We start from the raw sequence: 18,045 nt of genomic DNA on the forward strand, positions 1-18,045 counted from the left end.
CCGGGAAGATTTCCGGCAGCTTGTTTCATGTTTAGGAAACGATAAAATAATTATATGCTGGTCGGGGCTAATCAAGGCGCTTGCGCTTTTGCTAATGGCTTGTTATTGATAGCGGGAGACGGAGCAGGCGGTCATCATTTTCAGCTGGCGTTCCGCGGCCGTCTGTGTTATTCGTTACAATAAAAAGATAGTTATTGCTAACGTACACATCTCTCAGCCTGCCAGCGCCGCTGTAAAAAACAGTGATTTCGTGATTTTTCAAATCAAATGAAAGCACTTTTTCTCCTCTAAGGGCGGCAACAAATAGTTTGCCACCTTTAAAGGCCATTCCTGAAGGGGCCCACGTTTCTTCTCCGGAATGGAATAGCGGTGTTTCCATACCTTCTTGTTTTTCATCTCCTTCAATGACAGGCCAGCCGTAATTTCTTCCGGGCTTGATGGTGTTAATTTCATCATGGGCGCTCTGACCGTGTTCCGCGGCGTACATCGTGCCGTCTTCAGCCCATGCCATTCCTTGCGGGTTACGGTGGCCTAACGTGTAAACGTAAGAGTCACTAAACGGGTTATCTTCAGGAATGGAGCCATCGAGATTCAGTCGCAAAATCTTACCTGAAAGTGCCTGTTTATTTTGCGCGGAATCTTTCACTCCGGCATCTCCGGCAGTCGCATACAGCTTACTGTCGGGACCAATGGCAAGCCGGCCGCCATTATGAATAGAGCCGCCTGGAATACGTGCTAACAGTTCTTTCGTTTCTTCCCAACCATTTTCAACTTTTTGAACTTGTACGATGCGGTTCAATAATCTTTCCCCGTCACGATACGTGTGGTATACGTAGGCCAGGCTATTTTCGTGAAAGTCGGTGTCGAGCTCAAAGCCTAGTAATCCGCCTTCCCCTTCATGCGAAACTGTTTTTTTCAGCTTTAGTTGCATCTCTTCTTTCTTGCCATCTGGATGAACGTGCACAATATTACCGCCGCGCTGGCTAATAAAAAAGTCATCTTTCGGTTTCGTAATATCCCACGGAATAGTTAAGTTTGTTGCAATGACTTCTGCAACTTGTCCTGTGTCAACTGTGTCGTTAGTTAGAGCTGCCTGTTCTTCAGCCGGTCTCTCTTCGTTAACAGTGCATCCCGGCAATAAAACAAGAGCGGCCAGCATCCATTTTTTCATAGACTCACCTTCCTAAAATATAACATTTTCCTTCAACCATAATTTTACACTACCTTCTAAATTTCCAATAGTCAAAAAACGCAGGTGTTGTTATAATAAAAACGGGCAGTATCTTTAATGAACTGCACTTGTCTAATACTCAGCCGCTGGCTCAATTGAATAAGCGAAAATTCTGCCTTGATCCGTAAAGGACAGGGACAGAGGGTCGAAACAACTAATTGTAATTAATCGAGTCCTTCTGTCTGAAGGACTCTTTTTATTGGCCATTGTTTCGTCTCCTCTGATTTAAAAAGGAGGAAGCGTACATGAAGCAAACGAGTGATTTTATTAAAATGAAAGAAACCGGTGAAAAAATTGCCATGATCACCGCGTACGATTATCCATCCGCTAAACTATCAGAAGAAGGTTCAGCGGACATTATTTTAGTCGGCGATTCACTTGGCATGGTCGTTCTCGGTTATGAATCAACCGTACCTGTGACATTGGATGACATGATCCATCATACGAAAGCAGTAAAACGGGGAGCAAAAAATACATTTATTGTTACTGATCTACCCTTTATGTCTTATCATATTAACCGGGAAGAAACGATGCGGGCTGCGAGAAAGCTTATGCAAGAAGCAGGTGCGCATGCAGTGAAGTTGGAAGGCGGGGGGGAAGTAGCAGAAGCCATTCAGTGTTTAACAAGCGCCGGAGTGCCGGCGGTCGCTCATTTAGGGCTGACACCGCAATCAGTCGGGGTTCTCGGCGGCTATAAAGTACAAGGCAAAACAGCCGAAGCAGCAAAGCAATTGCTGGACGATGCTAAAAAGCTGGAGGATGCCGGGGCATTCATGATTGTGCTTGAATGTGTTCCTCATCAAATCGCAGCTGAAGTGGCAAGCGCGCTCACCATTCCAGTCATCGGGATAGGGGCAGGAAAAGAAGCGGACGGGCAAGTACTCGTCTATCACGACCTCATTCAATATGGGGTGAACCGGACACCTAAATTTGTTAAATCATACTGTGACGTCAATGAGTCCATTTTGCCGGCGATTTCAGCTTATGTGACAGAAGTGAAAAGCGGGGCTTTCCCTGGCCGGGAGCATTCATTCACGATGAAAGAAGAAGAATTAGAAGCGCTATACGGAGGAGTACGTTCATGAAGGTAGTAAAAACGATTCCAGAATTAAAAGAATTTGTGCAGACAGAGAAAAAAGCCGGCCGCCAAATTGGCTTAGTGCCGACGATGGGCTTTCTTCACGAGGGACATCTCTCTTTAGCTGAAAAAGCGCGAAAAGAAAATGACATTGTCATTATGACTATTTTTGTCAACCCGCTGCAGTTTGGGCCCGGCGAAGACTTTGAGCGGTATCCGCGGGACTTAGAGCGGGACGAAAAGCTGGCTGCTTCAGCCGGTGTCGACTGCCTCTTCGTTCCTGAAGTGGAAGAAATGTACCCGCAGCCTTCTATCATTACGATGACTGTAACTGGCAGGGCGGATAAGCTGTGCGGCGAAAAGCGTCCAGGTCATTTTGACGGGGTAGCGACTGTCGTGACGAAGCTCTTTCATTTAACAGAGCCGGATAAAGCATATTTTGGCTTAAAGGATGCTCAACAATTTGCTGTTATTGCCGGTCTCGTGGAATCATTGAACTTTCCTGTAGAAGTCATTGGTGTAGAAACGATCAGAGAAGAAGACGGGCTGGCAAAAAGCTCGCGTAATGTTTACTTAACGGAAGACGAGCGATCAAAGGCGCCCCATTTGCAAAAAGCGCTTCAGCTTGGCGTCCAAACAGCCGAACGGGGAAAAAAGAGCCCCGCAGAAATTAAACAGCTGACAAATGATTATTTGCAGAGCCATGCGGGGGCAGCTGTTGATTATGTTGAATTGCTTTCCTATCCGGAATTAGAACCGCTTGAAAAAGCGCACGGGAAAATGATTCTTGCCGCCGCTATAAAATATTCAAAAGCACGTCTCATAGACAATATAATTTTTAATTTGAATTAAAGGAGAATGCTGAACATGTTTCGTACAATGATGAATGGAAAAATCCACCGCGCAACTGTCACAGAAGCAAATTTGAATTATGTAGGCAGCATTACGATCGATCAAGATTTAATTGATGCTGCTGGAATGACCGCAAATGAGAAAGTGCAAATAGTGAATAACAATAACGGTGCCCGTTTGGAAACGTATATCATTCCAGGCGAACGGGGCAGCGGCGTCATTTGTTTAAACGGAGCGGCAGCCCGGCTCGTCCAGCCCGGAGATAAAGTCATTATCATTTCTTATGCCATGGTTCCTGAAGAGAAAGTGAAAAATCATCAGCCAAAAGTAGTTGTTGCTGATGAAAGCAACAAAATTGAGCAGCTTCTTTACGAAGAGCTTGCGGGCACCATCGTTTAAGAGATTGAAAGAATTGGGAGCTGCCTAAAAGTCAATGAATAACTGGCTTTTAGGCAGCTCTTTTTTTATTGTTTAGCGTACTATGAAATAATCGCATGTGTATACCTTAGCTAATGGGGCGGGCCTGCGGTAAGCGCTAGCGCATTTGTTCTAAATAGTGGAGTGGTGCCGCACTGTGCACTGGCTCTTACGCAAATTCATATGTTAAACTGAAAGAAAGATTTTAAGAGAAAAAGGTGTGGAAGCCATTATGACTTATCCGAGATTCGTCGTTACCGACTTTGAAACGACTGGCCATGCGTCGAAAGGGAATGACCGCATTATTCAGGCTTCCTTTGTCGTTATTGAAAACAAACAAATTACTGGACAATATACATCTTTTTTTAACCCGGAAACGCCCATTCCAGTTTTTATCGAAGAGCTGACAGGCATTACTGATGAAATGGTCAAAGATGCCCCGCTTTTTCATGAAGCTGCCAAAGATATTCTGCCGCTTTTAGACGGGGCTGTTTTTGTGGCTCACAACGTTTCCTTTGATCTGCAATTTCTTCAGTCGGAGCTGGAAAGAGCCGGATATATGCCTTTTTCGGGTGCAGCTATCGATACAGTAGAACTGGCGAGATTTGTCTGGCCGACGTCAGACAGCTATAAGCTGGGAGACTTAACGGGCAATCTTGGCCTGAGCCACGACCGTCCGCACCAGGCAGACAGCGATGCGTATGTGACAGCAGAAATGCTGCTCATGATGATCGAAAAGCTTGCAGACCTGCCGATGGTGACGCTTGAAAAGCTTGAACAGCTGGCCGTGCGTTTAAAGAGTGACATCTATTTGTTAATTAAAGCGATCATTGAGGAAAAACAGCTGAACATTGAACAGCTGTCAGAAAAGACAGAAGTGTATCGTGGACTGGCTCTGCGCAAAAAAAACGTCGAGAAGAGAATGATCGAAAAAAATCATTTGCCTTATCCGGAAACAAATGAAGAGAAAAGAGCGCTGCTCTCCGTTATGTCTCATTTTGAGCCGCGCCAAAGCCAAATGAATATGATGGATCTCATTCATGAATCGCTGCAGTCATCCAGTCATTTAGCGATAGAAGCAGGAACAGGCACCGGGAAGTCACTCGGCTATTTGCTGCCGGCCGTTTATCGGAGCAAAGAACGAAAAGAGCCGATCATTGTCAGTACATACACGATTATTTTGCAGCAGCAGTTATTGCAAAAAGAAATTAGGCAGCTTCAGGAATTGTTGCCTTTTCGTCTATTGGCCGCAGTGCTCAAAGGAAGAAGCCACTATATCGACTTGTATAAGTTTTCCCAAAGCTTGAAAGAAAAAAGGGACAGCTATGACTTCGCTCTGGCCAAAATGCAAATCCTGACTTGGCTGCTTGAGACAGAAACAGGTGATGTAGATGAAATTAATTTGTCTTCAGGCGGCGAACTGTTTTGGAACGAGATCAAACAAGACGGAGACTATATGAATAAAGGGCGGAAAGCTTGGCTCGATAAAGATTTTTATTTACACGCAAAAAAACAAGCGAAAGAAGCAGATATCGTCATTACGAACCATTCGTTTCTTGTCGCTGATTTAATGGCGAAAACACCCGTCTTTCCGACATACAGCCATGTCATTATTGATGAAGCCCATCACTTTGAGCGGGCAGCGAGAGACCGCCTTGGCTTATCGATTGACCAGATAACATTTAAACATTTGTTCGGAAAAATTGGTCTGTATGATCAGAAAGAGTTGTTTTTTAATATTGAAAAACTGTTTGCCAAGTACCAGCAAACACAGGATGAAGAAAAGCGGAGGGCTGTCGACCGAAAGCTGCAAGAACTTCAGTTTGAGAGTGATGAATGGTTTAAAGTGCTGCAAATGTTTTTTGAACAACATACGAAAAAAAGGGCAGGCAACTGGCATCGGCGCCAATTGCGGTTAACCACGGAAACGAGAAATCTTCTTTATTGGGATCATGTCGAATATGGTGCGGAAAGAATTGACTCACTGTTGCAGGAACTCGTTGTTTGGATGAAGCAGCAACTAGAAAAAATGGGGAAATTCCGCGAGCAAATGGCGGCAGCGGAACAAGCGAAGATGGATGGTTTTAAGGAAACAATCGAAGAGTGGCAAGCATATCAGTTGGCGCTGGAAAAAATCATTTTTCGGCCGGAAGACGACGAAGTGATCTGGATGGAAGGGGACAGCCGCTCGTTTGCCAATACGTTTGTTATTAAAGCCCACCCGATCGAAGCGGTGAAGTTGATTAAAGAAACAATACTTGACAAAAAGCATGTTATTTTCACTTCAGCGACATTAACGGTAAACGGCTCATTCCGCTTCTTTGCCGAAGAGTCTGGCCTGTCCGCATTTGACCATAAAGAAGTGATATTGCCATCGCCTTTTGACTTTAAGCAAAATTGCCGCATGATCATCCCGAATGACGTGCCTGAGGTGAAAAGTGTGCATCAGGAAGAGTACGTCGAATCACTCGCCAATCATTTAACAGCTGTTGCTGAAGCGGCAAAAGGAAGAATGCTCGTGTTATTTACTTCGTTTGACATGATGAAAAAAACGTACGATTTAATGAAAGACAGCGGGCTGCTCGATGAGTATATTTTATTAGCGCAAGGCATCACGAACGGAAGCCGGGCGAGGCTGACAAGAAATTTTCAGCGGTTTGACAAAGCGATATTGTTTGGTACAAACAGTTTTTGGGAAGGCATCGACATACGGGGAGAAGACTTGTCATGTCTTGTGATCGTCCGGCTTCCTTTTGCACCGCCGGACGATCCGTTTACTCAAGCGAAAAACGAGCAGTTTGCCCAAAAGGGAAAAAACGCTTTTTCTGCTTATTCTCTTCCACAGGCAGTTTTGCGCTTTAAGCAAGGATTTGGCCGGTTAATTAGAAGCAGCACAGACCGTGGCATCATTATCGTATTTGACCGGCGCATACAAACGAGCGCTTACGGAAAAACATTTCTGCAGTCGATCCCTCCTATTCCTGTAGAAGAAGCCGCACTCGATGAAACCATTTCAATTGTAGAAAATTGGCTGTAGCTTTCAGAAACGTGACTGCGTTTATTTTACAAGTGGATGACATATTCTAACGGTAGAGAAAGGAGAGCCCGTTATGAAAATCATCCTAGCTGTCTTTGTTAGTCTCATGTTTATTTTCCCTGCCAGTACAGATGCCTCTGTTATTCATTTACATTTAAAAGAAGGAGAATTTGCTCTTTCATTCTTGCCGCTGTCAAATGGGGAAGCGGCGCTTTTGCACACGGCAGAGGGACGCCAGTTTTTAATTAACACAGGCTATAAAGGCAGCGGACCGGAAATCTTACATTATATGAATAAATTTCAAATTCGTCAGCTGGATGGATTAATTATTACTGAAAAAAAATATTGGCAAGAGCGTTTTATTCAACAGTTGATTAAAACGCGAAAGCTGAAAAAGATATTCGCCGGCTGGCCGGCAAAGGATCATTTGTGCGGCGGCCGATTCATTTATGAACAATGGCTGGCTGGGACATTGCAAGAGCTCGACTCTGGAGTAAAACTGGCTGTTCTTTATAATGGTTCGCAAAAAAATGAGGGGCTGGATTTTTCAATTAAACATTTTGACTCACGCTTTTTATGGATGTCGTCAGCTTCGCGGTCAGCCGAAAAGAAGATGCTCACTCAATCTCTCAAAGACAGTAACATTGTGAAAGTTCCAAAATTCGGTGTCCATGGCAGTCTTTCCTACAACTTATTAACACATATCGACCCGCAGACAGCCATCATATTTAAACGAAAAGACCAACGTCCTAATGGTGAATTAATGGAAATGCTTCATCAAATGTGGATTGACGTATACTACGCAGAACAGCATGGGCTAATTATCGTTAAATTTACAAAAGAAGGGTATGAAGTTTTTTCCATCCCTGAATTAAAGTGAGATTAATTCATATTTTTCGCAAAATTTATTAATGAAGTTGAATGATTTCCTGCTATAATATAAAAAGAATGGGGGCATTCAAATGGAAAGTAAAATTGAAGTTTTGTCTACTGTCACAATTAAGAATCAGCCCGACTTGTATAAAATAGTCGATGTGTTAAACCGCACGTTAAAGCGGGAAGATTTAATGTTTGGCTTGGCTCTTGATGCAAAAGACAAAGATAAAGCCGTTTTTACTATTTACCGTACATAAATACTAGTAAAAAGAGAAAAATAGTGGAGGTATTTTCTGTGAACGTACAATTAGCTCAACGTGTTAAAGCATTAACTCCTTCAACGACACTCGCCATTACGGCAAAAGCGAAAGAAATGAAAGCTCAAGGCATCGATGTGATCGGTCTTGGAGCAGGTGAACCCGATTTTAATACACCAGCACATATTATTGAAGCGGCCTATGAATCATTGAAAAAAGGCCAGACAAAATACACTCCGTCCGGCGGTTTGCCTGAATTAAAAGATGCCATCATCGGCAAGTTTGAAAAAGATCAAGGACTTACATATAAACGCAATGAAATCATTGTGACGACAGGAGCGAAACATGCACTGTACACATTGTTTCAAGTCATATTGGATGAAGGGGATGAAGTGATTATCCCGACTCCATATTGGGTCAGTTATCCGGAACAAGTAAAGCTCGCTGACGGTACACCGGTTTACATTGACGGCAAAGAAGAAAACAGCTTTAAAATTACTCCAGAGCAGCTTGAATCCGCTGTGACGGCAAAAACGAAAGCAGTCATCATTAACTCGCCGAGCAACCCTACGGGTATGCTTTATTCTAAAGAGGAATTGCAGGCACTTGGAGAAGTGGCTCTAAAACACAATATTTGGATTGTATCTGATGAGATTTATGAAAAGCTTGTGTATGGTGCTAATCAGCACGTATCGATTGCGGAAATCTCTCCGGCTTTAAGAGAGCAGACGATCATTATAAACGGGGTATCAAAATCCCATTCCATGACGGGCTGGCGCATCGGGTATGCGGCAGGCAATGACCAAGTGATTAAAGCAATGACGGACTTAGCCAGCCACTCTACATCCAACCCGACAGCAGTGTCCCAATATGGATCGATCGCTGCTTATGAAGGAACGCAGGAACCGGTAGAAGAAATGAAAAAAGCGTTTGAAGAACGGTTAACTATTATTCACAAGAAGCTGAATGACATTCCGGGCGTCAGCTGCCTGAAACCGCAAGGAGCGTTTTATTTGTTCCCTAATGTGAAGGAAGCAGCTGCTATTACTGGCTTCAGCGATGTGGACGGCTTTGTGGCCGCTCTTCTCGAAGAAGCAAAGGTAGCCGTCATTCCAGGCAGCGGTTTTGGTTCACCGGATAATATCCGTCTCTCATATGCCACATCACTCGATTTGCTCGAGGCAGCTGTTGCCCGCATCGCTGAATTTGTCAACGGCCATGCAGCTGCTAAAAAATAAGTGAAACGCAGAATATGAACGATGAATGGAACGAAAGAACCCGGCAAAGCTGCCGGGTTCTTTTTAATGTTTAGGAAGCTATAAAATACTCTCATGGTGGATCAATTTGCTAATGGAGCAGGTTTGCGTCCAGCTCCAGCGCCTAGCCCCTCGAGGTCAAATAACCTTTCCTCAATGAAGTCAAAAAGCAGACTTCTTTGAGGAAAGAACATTTGCTTGTCGGGGCTGATCAAGGCGCTTGCGCTTTTGTATATGGCAAAAAGAGCCTCAGCAGGCGTTTCTTGCACTTTGTGAAGAAAGACAGGTATAATATTATACGAAAAGAATAGGAATTGCTGAATATGTTGGAGGGAATCTTACATGAAAACTACAATTGCAGAAGTAGGTCAATTCGTCGGACAAGAAGTGACGATTGGTGCCTGGCTGGCAAATAAACGTTCCAGCGGAAAAATTGCTTTCCTGCAGCTTCGTGACGGGACAGGTTTTATCCAGGGAGTCGTTGTGAAAAGTGAAGCCGGGGAGGAACTGTTTAAAGCAGCGAAGGCCGTGACCCAAGAATCTTCTTTGTACGTCACAGGCCTCGTCCAGGAGGACAGCCGGTCACCTTTCGGCTATGAGTTAACGGTAACTGGCCTTGAAATAATTTCAGAAGCGGCTGATTACCCAATTACGCCGAAAGAACATGGCACTGAGTTTTTAATGGATCATCGTCATTTATGGCTGCGTTCCCGCCGTCAGCATGCAGTGATGAAAATTCGCAATGAAATCATCCGGGCAACGTACGAGTTTTTTAATGAGCGGGGATTTGTGAAAGTGGATCCGCCGATTTTAACAGGAAGCGCACCGGAAGGAACGTCTGAATTGTTCCATACCCGCTATTTTGATGAAGATGCGTATCTTTCCCAAAGCGGGCAATTGTACATGGAAGCGGCTGCTATGGCGCTTGGAAAAGTGTTTTCTTTTGGCCCGACATTCCGCGCAGAAAAATCGAAAACACGCCGTCACCTCATTGAATTTTGGATGATTGAGCCGGAAATGGCTTTTTACAATTTTGAAGACAATCTAAAGGTTCAGGAAGAGTATGTGGCTCACATCGTTCAGTCAGTTTTGAAAAACTGTCAATTAGAGCTTGAACGTCTCGGACGGGATACATCGAAGCTTGAGCAGATCAAGGCGCCTTTCCCGCGCATTACGTATGATGAAGCCCTCGAATTTTTACACAAAAACGGGTTTGAGGATGTTAAGTGGGGAGATGACTTTGGTGCGCCGCATGAAACAGCCATCGCACAAAGCTATGACAAGCCTGTGTTCATCACGCATTATCCAACTTCTTTAAAGCCGTTTTATATGCAGCCGGATGAAAGCCGGGAAGAAGTCGTGCTTTGCGCCGACTTAATTGCTCCTGAAGGCTACGGTGAAATTATTGGCGGTTCGGAACGGATTCACGACTTCCAGTTATTAAGTGAGCGGATTAAAGAGCATAATCTTGAACCGGAAGCTTACGAATGGTATCTCGAATTGCGGAAGTACGGATCTGTCCCGCATTCAGGTTTCGGCCTTGGTCTTGAAAGAACCGTTGCCTGGATTAGCGGAGTCGAGCATGTCCGTGAAACGATTCCATTCCCGCGTTTGTTAAACCGCTTATATCCATAAATTCTCATGCCGCGCCATTGTGCGGCATTTCTTTATTTTTCAGATAAGCGCAAAAAAGGTGGAATAGCAATTTCTTAATTGTCAATTCTCATTTTTAAAATCTCACCATGATATACTAACTATGAGGTGTCTGCGATGGAACAAAAAGAATTATTAATGCACTGGATGGACGAAGGAATGGTTAGTGTCCCCCAAGTTTTACTTACCCACTATAATGAGCTAAAGTTGACGGAAGCCGAACTCGTTTTATTGCTGCAGATTTTTGCCTGCAAACAAAAAGGCCGGCACTTTCCGACATTTGAAGAGTTAGCTGCCCGCATGACTATTTCTGCCGGCGAATGTTCCATTTTAATAAAAAAATTAATACAGCAGCAAATGATTGCTATTGAGCAGGGAGACTCATTAGGTTTTGAAAGCTATTCTTTAAAGCCTCTTTGGAAAAAACTGGCTGAATTTATGATGCAGCAATCGCGGCAATCTGCTCTCCATCAGGCAATGAATGATGAACAGGATTTATATACTTGTTTTGAACAAGAATTTGGCCGGCCGCTTTCTCCTCTTGAATGTGAAACGCTCGCTATTTGGATAGATCAGGACCATCATGATGCGGTCATTATAAAGGCCGCTTTAAGAGAAGCGGTCATTTCAGGAAAGATGAACTTTCGCTATATCGATCGAATTCTTTTTGAATGGAAAAAGCAGGGGATCGAGACGCTTGAGCAAGCGAGAAAGTACGGCCAGCGCTTCCGGCAAAACCAATCCTCTCCTGATCAAGTGCAGCGATCTAGAAAAGCTGTACCTTTCTATAACTGGCTCGAACAGTAAAAGGAGAGAAAAATGATGTTGAATAAAACCCAAATACGCTATTGTCTTGATACAATCGCTGATATGTTTCCAGATGCACACTGCGAACTTGTCCATGATAATCCGTTTGAACTCGTCATTGCAGTGGCTTTATCAGCTCAGTGTACGGATGCTTTAGTTAATAAAGTAACAAAGGAATTATTTAAGAAATATAAAACACCAGAAGATTATTTATCTGTCCCTCTCGAAGAGCTTCAGGAGGACATTCGCTCGATTGGACTGTTCCGCAATAAAGCGAAAAACATTCAAAACTTAAGCCGAATGCTTTTGGAAGATATGAATGGGGAAGTGCCGAAAACACAAGAAGAGCTCGTTAAGCTCCCAGGTGTAGGGCGGAAAACAGCTAATGTGGTCGCTTCTGTTGCCTTTGACGTACCCGCTATTGCTGTCGATACCCACGTAGAGCGGGTGAGCAAGCGGCTCGGTATTTGCCGCTGGAAAGATTCCGTCACAGAAGTAGAAGAAACGCTTATGCGGAAAATACCGAAAGAAGAGTGGTCAGTAACTCACCACCGTCTCATTTTTTTCGGCCGCTATCATTGTAAGGCACAGTCCCCTCAATGTGAAATATGCCCGCTGCTTGACTTGTGCCGTGAAGGGAAAAAACGGATGAAAAGGACAGCCGGCTGATGGAGCAAACCGTCACTATTCCTGAATGGTTAAAGCACCCGCTTTTTTTTCAACAAGAAGAAGTGTATTTATCAGCCCGGGCAACAGTAACTGCTGAGCCGTTTTTTATTTATGAACTGGCGGGCGAGGAACAGCCATGGGCGGGGGAAGAAAAGGGAATGTTTTTAATCGCTGCGGAATGGACAAAGCTGAAATCGGTGCTCGAAAAAAAATTCCGGCAGCGGGATAAAAACGTTCAAGCAGAGATGAAAGCAGCTGCCGCTTTATTTTTAATGAAGCTGTTTTGGAGCAATAGTGCGCCAGTTCAGCTGAACGGCTGGCAGCAAAACGTTAAGAAGTTTGACATTAAACCAGTGAACGTTGAGGAGCGGCTCGGCTTTGTTCTGTCAGAGCTTTATTCTTATCATGCTTACGTGCAAATATGTGAACTGATGATTGAACAGGAAAAACAGGCAGCAAAATATTGTGTATTAAAAAAGAAACAGTAAAAGGATGGCGATTTCGCCATCCTTTTGTTTTTTAGGAAACTATAAAATAATCATATTGTGAATAACTTTGCTAATGGAGCGGGTCTACGTCCAGCTCCAGCGCCTAGCCCCTCGAGGTCAAATAACCTTTCCTCAATGAAGTCAAAAAGCGGACTTCTTTGAGGAAAAGAACATTTGCTTGTCGGGGCTGGTCAAGGCGCTTACGCTTTTGTTATACACATTATTCGTCTGTATCTTGTCTCGATGCAGCCCCATTTCCAGAGGCTGGGGGAGCGGCCGGTGTATCCTCCTGTGGCGGAGCAGGTGTTTCTCCTGGATTTGAAGGCTGGGCTGGCGGAGTAGTTGGAGACGTTGGCGGGGTACCGTTGTTGCCGCCATTATTGTTCCCGTTTCCATTGCCTCCACCGTTATTGTTGCCATTTCCGTTTCCGTTCCCATTTCCACCGCCATTGTTGTTGCCATTTCCGTTGTCGCCTGGATTATCTTGATCATTACCGTCATCAGGGGTCTCAGGTTCTTCCGGTGGCAATTCATGGGTATCATCTTCAGTCGGTGGTTCCTCTCCACCCGGTACAGTGATGGAAGTGGACGCTGTGTCGACTGTCTGGCCATCAACTGTAGCTGTTACAGTATAGCTGTACGTCTGGCCAGGCTGGGCACCGCCGAAGACTGCTGAGTTTCCGCCTGTCGACTGGGATTCTCCAGCGGATGAAGAGACAGTGAAGCTTGGCGACCCTTCACCTGCAAATGACCAAGACACGGAGATGTTTTGACCAGAAGCGTTGTAGGAAGCCGTTAAGCCTTGAATTTTTCCTGTCGATTCTTCTTTCTTATCATCGTCTTTCTCTTTGTCTTTTTCTTTATCTTTTTCTTTGAAATCATTAAATACTTTCTTTGGTTCTTCGCCTTTGATGAACAACTCATATACTTTCTCGCTGTTAGGCGTACCCTTGCTGGCAATTTGTGCCGGATTGGAGCCTTTTCTAATTGGAAGCTCCACTACGCTGTTCGGTTTCTTGAAGTTTTTCGTCTCTTTATCAGAAGATACTTCGTCCATTAAATGTTTAAATAGTTCTTTAGAAATATTTTGGCTGTCTTTAGACAAATACTCTTTTCTACTTGAGTAGCCTGTCCAAATGGCCGCTGTGTAGTTCGTTGTATAGCCGACAAACCATGAATCGGGTGAGCCGGATGATGGAATACCATAATCACGCTTTTCTTCTGCTGTGTAGTTCGTCGTACCGGTTTTGCCGGCTACATGAAGGCCTGGAATATTGGCTCTTCTGCCTGTTCCTTCATCCATCACATCTTTCAGCATATCGGTAATCATATACGCCGTATAATCGCTCATTGCTGCTTGCGGTTTAATATCATTTTTTACTTCTGTTTCGCCATCGGATAAAACAATCTTCTTGACTGTATGCGGCTTAATGTACGTTCCTTCGTTACCAAATGCCGCGTAAGCCCCAGCTAAGTCAAGAGGGGAAATACCGCTCATTGCCCCAATGGAGTTAGATTCGTTTTCTGATTGTTCTTTTGAAAGTTGAATGCCTACATTATTTAAAAACTCATTTGCTTTTTCATGTCCGACTTTTTTATACGTTTGCAGAGCCGGAATGTTGCGGGAATAGACAAGTGCAGTTCTCATCGTCATCGGACCCATGTAGGATCCACCGGCGTTGCGGATAGGTGCTCCGTTTGAATACGTATCCGGACGGTCATCGAGCTGCTGGTATGTCGACCATTTTAAATACTCAATGGCCGGTCCATAGTCGATAAGCGGCTTAATAACAGATCCGGGCTGGCGCTGTTTTAAGTCAACGGCATAGTTATAGCCTCGTTCCACTTGCTGGTTGCGGCCGCCGCCGATTGCCCGTACTTCACCGGTTTTCGTATCTGTGAGCGCGATCCCTGCCTGGAACTTTTCACTAGGATAATTAATGATGTCTTCTGTGTCGAGCAGCTTTTCCATATACGTCTGCGCTTTCGGATCGAGCGTCGTATAAATTTTTAAGCCATCTGAGTAAGGATTGTATTCACCCATTTTTTGGACTTCTTCTACGACCATATCAATATAGGAATTAAACTTTTTCACTTTTCTGGTGTCGGGCTTCTGTTCAGCCAGCTGTTTGGAAACGGATGTTTGTCTTGCTTCCGCCATTTCTGTGCCGGAAATTTTATTATGCTGCTCCATTAAAGAAAGCACGACGTTGCGGCGTTTTTCCGCCCGTTCCGGATGGTCAAATGGATTGTAATTGTTCGGGCTTTGCGGCATGCCGGCGATGACGGCTGCTTCCGGAAGCGTCAGTTCATCGAGGTCTTTTCCAAAATAATGGTTGGACGCTTCCTTAATGCCGTGAATGCCATCCGACATGTACACTTTATTGACGTACATTTCAAAAATTTCTTCTTTGGAATATTCTTTATCAAGCTGATAAGCAAGCCATGCTTCTTGGGCTTTCCGCTTAAGCGTTTTGTCAGGAGACAAGAAAGACATTTTCACGACTTGCTGTGTGATCGTACTTGCCCCTTGTGAACCGAAGCCTTCTGTTACGTTCTTAATGACTGCTCCTCCAATACGGATAATATCAATCCCGTGGTGTTCAAAAAAGCGGACATCTTCTGTGGCGAGAATGGCATCTTTCACTAGCTGCGGTATATCTTCGTATTTAACGTAATCCCGCTTTTGTGAGCCGACGGATGTAACAAAGTCACCGTTCATATCGTAAATTTTCGACGAAATCGGGTCGCGTAAAAGAGCTTCATCCAACTTCGGCGTATCTTTCACCATAAACGCAAATGTTCCAAGGCCTGTTGCTAACGATAAAAGAAATAAGACCGCAAGAGTTAAAAATACTTTTTTAACTAATGATGCTTGCCCCTTTTTAGGATTCTTTGCTGCAGGCGGCTTTTTAGCCGTACGCTTCTTTTGCTGCTTTCTTCTTTCTGTACGTGAATTGTATTGATCAGACATTTGTCCAATATCCTCGCTTTCGATGGGAATAAAGAGTGGTTAAATTTCCTGCTGTGAATGTTTATAAACCACAGTAAATTTAACAGTTCATTTACGCCTGTTTGACTAGCGGACAGTTTCTCCTAAGCGGCGCTTATGAGACGCTTCGCTTAAAAATGCAACTGGTCGATAACAGACAAATAAGGAATCCGCGGGTGCAGACTCATTGGAATCAGATAGGCAGAGGTTTCAATTTCCGCTTTCGCAATTGATTTGCGGCCGCCGTCCTCCATTCTGGCCCAATAGTCTAACAAGCGGATTGCCGGAAGATAAAATACTTCCTCAGTTAAAGCAAAACGAATGATAACAAAGCTGATGCCTCCTTGCTGTTCCACTTTTCTCATATGAACGACTTGGTGTTCATGGAAGTTTTTGAGCGGAAATGCGGTGGTGCTTCTTGTTTCCTTTGCCTCAAAATCTACATATTTTCCGCGGTATACGCCGTTGTAGTCGGTTGTTGAAGCTTGCTTAAAGTAAGCTTCTTTGATGACAGCTGCACTCCTTTTTGGATAGTCTACCTGAACAATTTGCACAGGCGTTGGTTTCTTATGGATAACCGCCAATCCACGCTCAAGGTAATAAGCATTTGTTTCATTTAAATCCTCCTCAAGCGTCATGCCTCTGTTGCTGTAGCTGTCCTGTATGGCGGGCCGTTTGATTGCAGCTGCACTGGCCGCAGGCACGTATTTTTTTCCGTTCGGATATCTTATCGCCATTGCATACACCTCACAAGATAATACATATCATAACAGAAAAAATATGGCATGGGGTAAGAAAAAAGGCTGATTTTTCACTTAGCTGTTTAGAAAGAAGGCTGGGAGAAAGACGCTTAAATCCAAGCTTTCCTCTGGCTCTCTTGTACAGTTATGCCGCTCGCCCGGCTAATATAACTTTTCCATGCTTCTTTATTATAACCTTTTCGGGCGCGGTCCGCATTTAATAGGGAGGAGGTCTTTCTATGGTGCAGGGCGATTGTCGAAATGAACGAAACTTTTGTCTTTCTCGTTCTTTCTTTGCCGAATGAAACCTAGTTTTGTCAGACGGGAAGGAGATCGAAAAGAAGAGAGAGAATACAGCTTACAAGAGACTATGAAGAGCCAGTGGAATTTTAAAGAATGAAAACATAAAGGAGTGGGACGGATGACGAGAGAAGAAGTGCTTCGCACATTAAATGAAATTGAGGAAAAAGTAGATCAAATCGAGCGAGTGCTGAAAAAAAGAGTGACGATTATGCATAAAGCACATTATTCACGGCTTTCCAAAAAGAAAGAAGCAGTGATGGCACGTATTGGGCTGCTTGAAGAAGGAGCAGAGTTTTTATTGTCAGCCGCCCCAACCCACAAAATGGTTCAATCTTTTAAAGTGACATGTGAGCCGGTTTAATAAGCAGCTGCTTGAACAGTCATGGAAAAACTTATAAACTATGAAGAAGAAAAGTGAAATGGCGTTAAGAGGAGAGTAGAAAATGACTGTACTTCAAGAGTTGACAGAAGAATTGTTAAGGATCGTGAACCGTGCCAATGATCGTTATCATATAGCTAGAGAGAAAAAAGAAAAAGGGGATTTTTATACAGAAGTGAAACCGTTTGCCGACGAAGCCCAACGGTTGTCAGCTGCATGGGAGAAAGAAATATTAGCAAGTTTCCGAACGAGCCAATTTAAATATATTCATTTTCCGCAAGTGAAAGCAGTCGTTGAAAATATAGAATTGATTTCTGTCCAGGCATTTTTTCCGGAAACAAGTTATACCCGTTTCAGAAATTATGTGGAATCGACTCTCTTTGTTTTACAGCAGCTGTTAAAAGAGTTGAAATAGCTTGCACTTTTTCTCTCAATCCTACATATCATGCTATAACCAACTATGTGGGAGGGAAGAAGATGAACCCATGGGAGCCGATGTATCCGTATCCCGGCCATTTTCCATACCATCCGCCTGCTTCTTATCACGGTCACCAACCTTCTCCACCTGGATACTCCCAATACTCCCAACACTCTCAGTTTTCCGGAGATTTGTGGAACCATCCGCTTTATCAAATGCAGATGCCGGGAGGACCGTATCAGATGTACCCGAATGCTTCTCAGAGGCCGCCCAATGCGCCGGGGAAGAAAAGCAGCAGCCAGTTTCTTTTACAGTCCTTTAAAAATAAAGACGGTTCATTTGATGTCAATAAAGCGGTTGACACAGCAGGTATGATGGTCAGTACAGTTTCACAGCTTTCTAAAGTAGTAAAAGATATGACTGGCTGGCTGAAAGCTTGAACTGCGCCGAACCCTGGAGGGAACTTTTCCTCCAGGGTCTTTTTTTGCGGTTGGGGCAAAGCAGGCGCTTCCGCTTTTCTTCTTGTCCAGCTGCGCCTCCTTGGGGCTCGAGGTCATATGCCAGTCTGACTGCATGGCTGAAAAGCGCCATT

17 protein-coding genes are annotated in these 18,045 nt (G+C 44.2%); 14 read left to right on the top strand and 3 right to left on the bottom strand.

Features of this window, described 5'->3' with window-relative positions:
• Positions 1-91 precede the first annotated feature (91 nt).
• Positions 92-1,171 carry a PQQ-dependent sugar dehydrogenase gene (locus F9802_RS01950; RefSeq protein ID WP_152149457.1) on the bottom strand — a complete coding sequence of 360 codons (1,080 nt, stop codon included), beginning with the start codon at positions 1,169-1,171 and terminating at the stop codon, positions 92-94.
• A gap of 305 nt (positions 1,172-1,476) precedes the next feature.
• Here F9802_RS01950 and panB point away from each other — a divergent pair, with 305 nt between their 5' ends.
• From panB to F9802_RS02005, 11 genes are all read left to right on the top strand, one after another.
• On the top strand, positions 1,477-2,316 hold the full coding sequence (panB, locus tag F9802_RS01955) for a 3-methyl-2-oxobutanoate hydroxymethyltransferase (RefSeq protein ID WP_152149458.1): 840 nt from the start codon (positions 1,477-1,479) through the stop codon (positions 2,314-2,316).
• Positions 2,313-3,161, top strand: coding sequence for a pantoate--beta-alanine ligase (gene panC / locus F9802_RS01960; RefSeq protein WP_152149459.1), 849 nt, complete (start codon positions 2,313-2,315; stop codon positions 3,159-3,161). The genes panB and panC overlap by 4 nt, the downstream gene beginning before the upstream one ends.
• Before the next feature lie 15 nt (positions 3,162-3,176).
• On the top strand, positions 3,177-3,560 hold the full coding sequence (gene panD / locus F9802_RS01965; RefSeq protein WP_152149460.1) for an aspartate 1-decarboxylase: 384 nt from the start codon (positions 3,177-3,179) through the stop codon (positions 3,558-3,560).
• A 238-nt stretch (positions 3,561-3,798) separates the two neighbouring features.
• On the top strand, positions 3,799-6,615 hold the full coding sequence (gene dinG, locus F9802_RS01970; RefSeq protein WP_225435116.1) for an ATP-dependent DNA helicase DinG: 2,817 nt from the start codon (positions 3,799-3,801) through the stop codon (positions 6,613-6,615).
• Between the two features lie 73 nt (positions 6,616-6,688).
• On the top strand, positions 6,689-7,495 hold the full coding sequence (locus tag F9802_RS01975) for a ComEC/Rec2 family competence protein (RefSeq protein ID WP_152149461.1): 807 nt from the start codon (positions 6,689-6,691) through the stop codon (positions 7,493-7,495).
• Between the two features lie 82 nt (positions 7,496-7,577).
• On the top strand, positions 7,578-7,748 hold the full coding sequence (locus tag F9802_RS01980; protein ID WP_152149462.1) for a YpmA family protein: 171 nt from the start codon (positions 7,578-7,580) through the stop codon (positions 7,746-7,748).
• A 38-nt stretch (positions 7,749-7,786) separates the two neighbouring features.
• Positions 7,787-8,986 carry a pyridoxal phosphate-dependent aminotransferase gene (locus F9802_RS01985; protein ID WP_152149463.1) on the top strand — a complete coding sequence of 400 codons (1,200 nt, stop codon included), beginning with the start codon at positions 7,787-7,789 and terminating at the stop codon, positions 8,984-8,986.
• A gap of 360 nt (positions 8,987-9,346) precedes the next feature.
• Complete coding sequence (asnS, locus tag F9802_RS01990; RefSeq protein WP_152149464.1) at positions 9,347-10,639, top strand: asparagine--tRNA ligase; 1,293 nt, start codon at positions 9,347-9,349, stop codon at positions 10,637-10,639.
• A gap of 135 nt (positions 10,640-10,774) precedes the next feature.
• Entirely contained in the window at positions 10,775-11,464 is a 690-nt protein-coding gene (locus tag F9802_RS01995) for a DnaD domain-containing protein (protein WP_152149465.1), read from the top strand.
• A gap of 15 nt (positions 11,465-11,479) precedes the next feature.
• Positions 11,480-12,133 carry an endonuclease III gene (gene nth / locus F9802_RS02000; protein WP_152149761.1) on the top strand — a complete coding sequence of 218 codons (654 nt, stop codon included), beginning with the start codon at positions 11,480-11,482 and terminating at the stop codon, positions 12,131-12,133.
• Positions 12,133-12,621 (top strand): YpoC family protein, encoded by a 489-nt coding sequence (locus tag F9802_RS02005; protein ID WP_152149466.1) that lies wholly within the window; start codon positions 12,133-12,135, stop codon positions 12,619-12,621. The genes nth and F9802_RS02005 overlap by 1 nt, the downstream gene beginning before the upstream one ends.
• Before the next feature lie 220 nt (positions 12,622-12,841).
• Here the strand turns inward: F9802_RS02005 and F9802_RS02010 are convergent, their stop codons facing one another.
• Positions 12,842-15,595, bottom strand: a complete 2,754-nt coding sequence (locus tag F9802_RS02010; protein ID WP_152149467.1) for a transglycosylase domain-containing protein — start codon at positions 15,593-15,595, stop codon at positions 12,842-12,844.
• A gap of 149 nt (positions 15,596-15,744) precedes the next feature.
• Positions 15,745-16,350, bottom strand: a complete 606-nt coding sequence (recU, locus tag F9802_RS02015) for a Holliday junction resolvase RecU (RefSeq protein ID WP_152149468.1) — start codon at positions 16,348-16,350, stop codon at positions 15,745-15,747.
• Positions 16,351-16,774: 424 nt separating this feature from the next.
• On the opposite strand from recU, the gene F9802_RS02020 reads away from it, so the two are divergent.
• The 3 genes from F9802_RS02020 (at position 16,775) to F9802_RS02030 (ending at position 17,893) form a co-directional block, all read left to right on the top strand.
• Positions 16,775-17,017 carry a hypothetical protein gene (locus F9802_RS02020; protein WP_152149469.1) on the top strand — a complete coding sequence of 81 codons (243 nt, stop codon included), beginning with the start codon at positions 16,775-16,777 and terminating at the stop codon, positions 17,015-17,017.
• Positions 17,018-17,099: 82 nt separating this feature from the next.
• Positions 17,100-17,450, top strand: a complete 351-nt coding sequence (locus F9802_RS02025) for a DUF1798 family protein (RefSeq protein ID WP_152149470.1) — start codon at positions 17,100-17,102, stop codon at positions 17,448-17,450.
• A 62-nt stretch (positions 17,451-17,512) separates the two neighbouring features.
• The gene (locus F9802_RS02030) at positions 17,513-17,893 is read left to right on the top strand and encodes a YppG family protein (protein ID WP_152149471.1); all 381 of its coding nucleotides are present in this window, start codon (positions 17,513-17,515) and stop codon (positions 17,891-17,893) included.
• The last annotated feature ends 152 nt before the right edge of the window (positions 17,894-18,045 follow it).

Origin of the sequence: Bacillus aerolatus (assembly GCF_009183655.1) — a bacterium.
GTDB classification, from domain to species: domain Bacteria; phylum Bacillota; class Bacilli; order Bacillales; family Domibacillaceae; genus Pseudobacillus; species Pseudobacillus aerolatus.

Bases quoted from the DNA above. Each gene is read 5' to 3' on its own strand.
- F9802_RS01950 (WP_152149457.1), bottom strand. From the start codon at position 1,171: ATGAAAAAATGGATGCTGGCCGCTCTTGTTTTATTGCCGGGATGCACT.
- panB (WP_152149458.1), top strand. From the start codon at position 1,477: ATGAAGCAAACGAGTGATTTTATTAAAATGAAAGAAACCGGTGAAAAA.
- panC (WP_152149459.1), top strand. From the start codon at position 2,313: ATGAAGGTAGTAAAAACGATTCCAGAATTAAAAGAATTTGTGCAGACA.
- panD (WP_152149460.1), top strand. From the start codon at position 3,177: ATGTTTCGTACAATGATGAATGGAAAAATCCACCGCGCAACTGTCACA.
- F9802_RS01975 (WP_152149461.1), top strand. From the start codon at position 6,689: ATGAAAATCATCCTAGCTGTCTTTGTTAGTCTCATGTTTATTTTCCCT.
- F9802_RS01980 (WP_152149462.1), top strand. From the start codon at position 7,578: ATGGAAAGTAAAATTGAAGTTTTGTCTACTGTCACAATTAAGAATCAG.
- asnS (WP_152149464.1), top strand. From the start codon at position 9,347: ATGAAAACTACAATTGCAGAAGTAGGTCAATTCGTCGGACAAGAAGTG.
- F9802_RS01995 (WP_152149465.1), top strand. From the start codon at position 10,775: ATGGAACAAAAAGAATTATTAATGCACTGGATGGACGAAGGAATGGTT.
- nth (WP_152149761.1), top strand. From the start codon at position 11,480: ATGTTGAATAAAACCCAAATACGCTATTGTCTTGATACAATCGCTGAT.
- F9802_RS02005 (WP_152149466.1), top strand. From the start codon at position 12,133: ATGGAGCAAACCGTCACTATTCCTGAATGGTTAAAGCACCCGCTTTTT.
- F9802_RS02010 (WP_152149467.1), bottom strand. From the start codon at position 15,595: ATGTCTGATCAATACAATTCACGTACAGAAAGAAGAAAGCAGCAAAAG.
- recU (WP_152149468.1), bottom strand. From the start codon at position 16,350: ATGGCGATAAGATATCCGAACGGAAAAAAATACGTGCCTGCGGCCAGT.
- F9802_RS02020 (WP_152149469.1), top strand. From the start codon at position 16,775: ATGACGAGAGAAGAAGTGCTTCGCACATTAAATGAAATTGAGGAAAAA.
- F9802_RS02025 (WP_152149470.1), top strand. From the start codon at position 17,100: ATGACTGTACTTCAAGAGTTGACAGAAGAATTGTTAAGGATCGTGAAC.
- F9802_RS02030 (WP_152149471.1), top strand. From the start codon at position 17,513: ATGAACCCATGGGAGCCGATGTATCCGTATCCCGGCCATTTTCCATAC.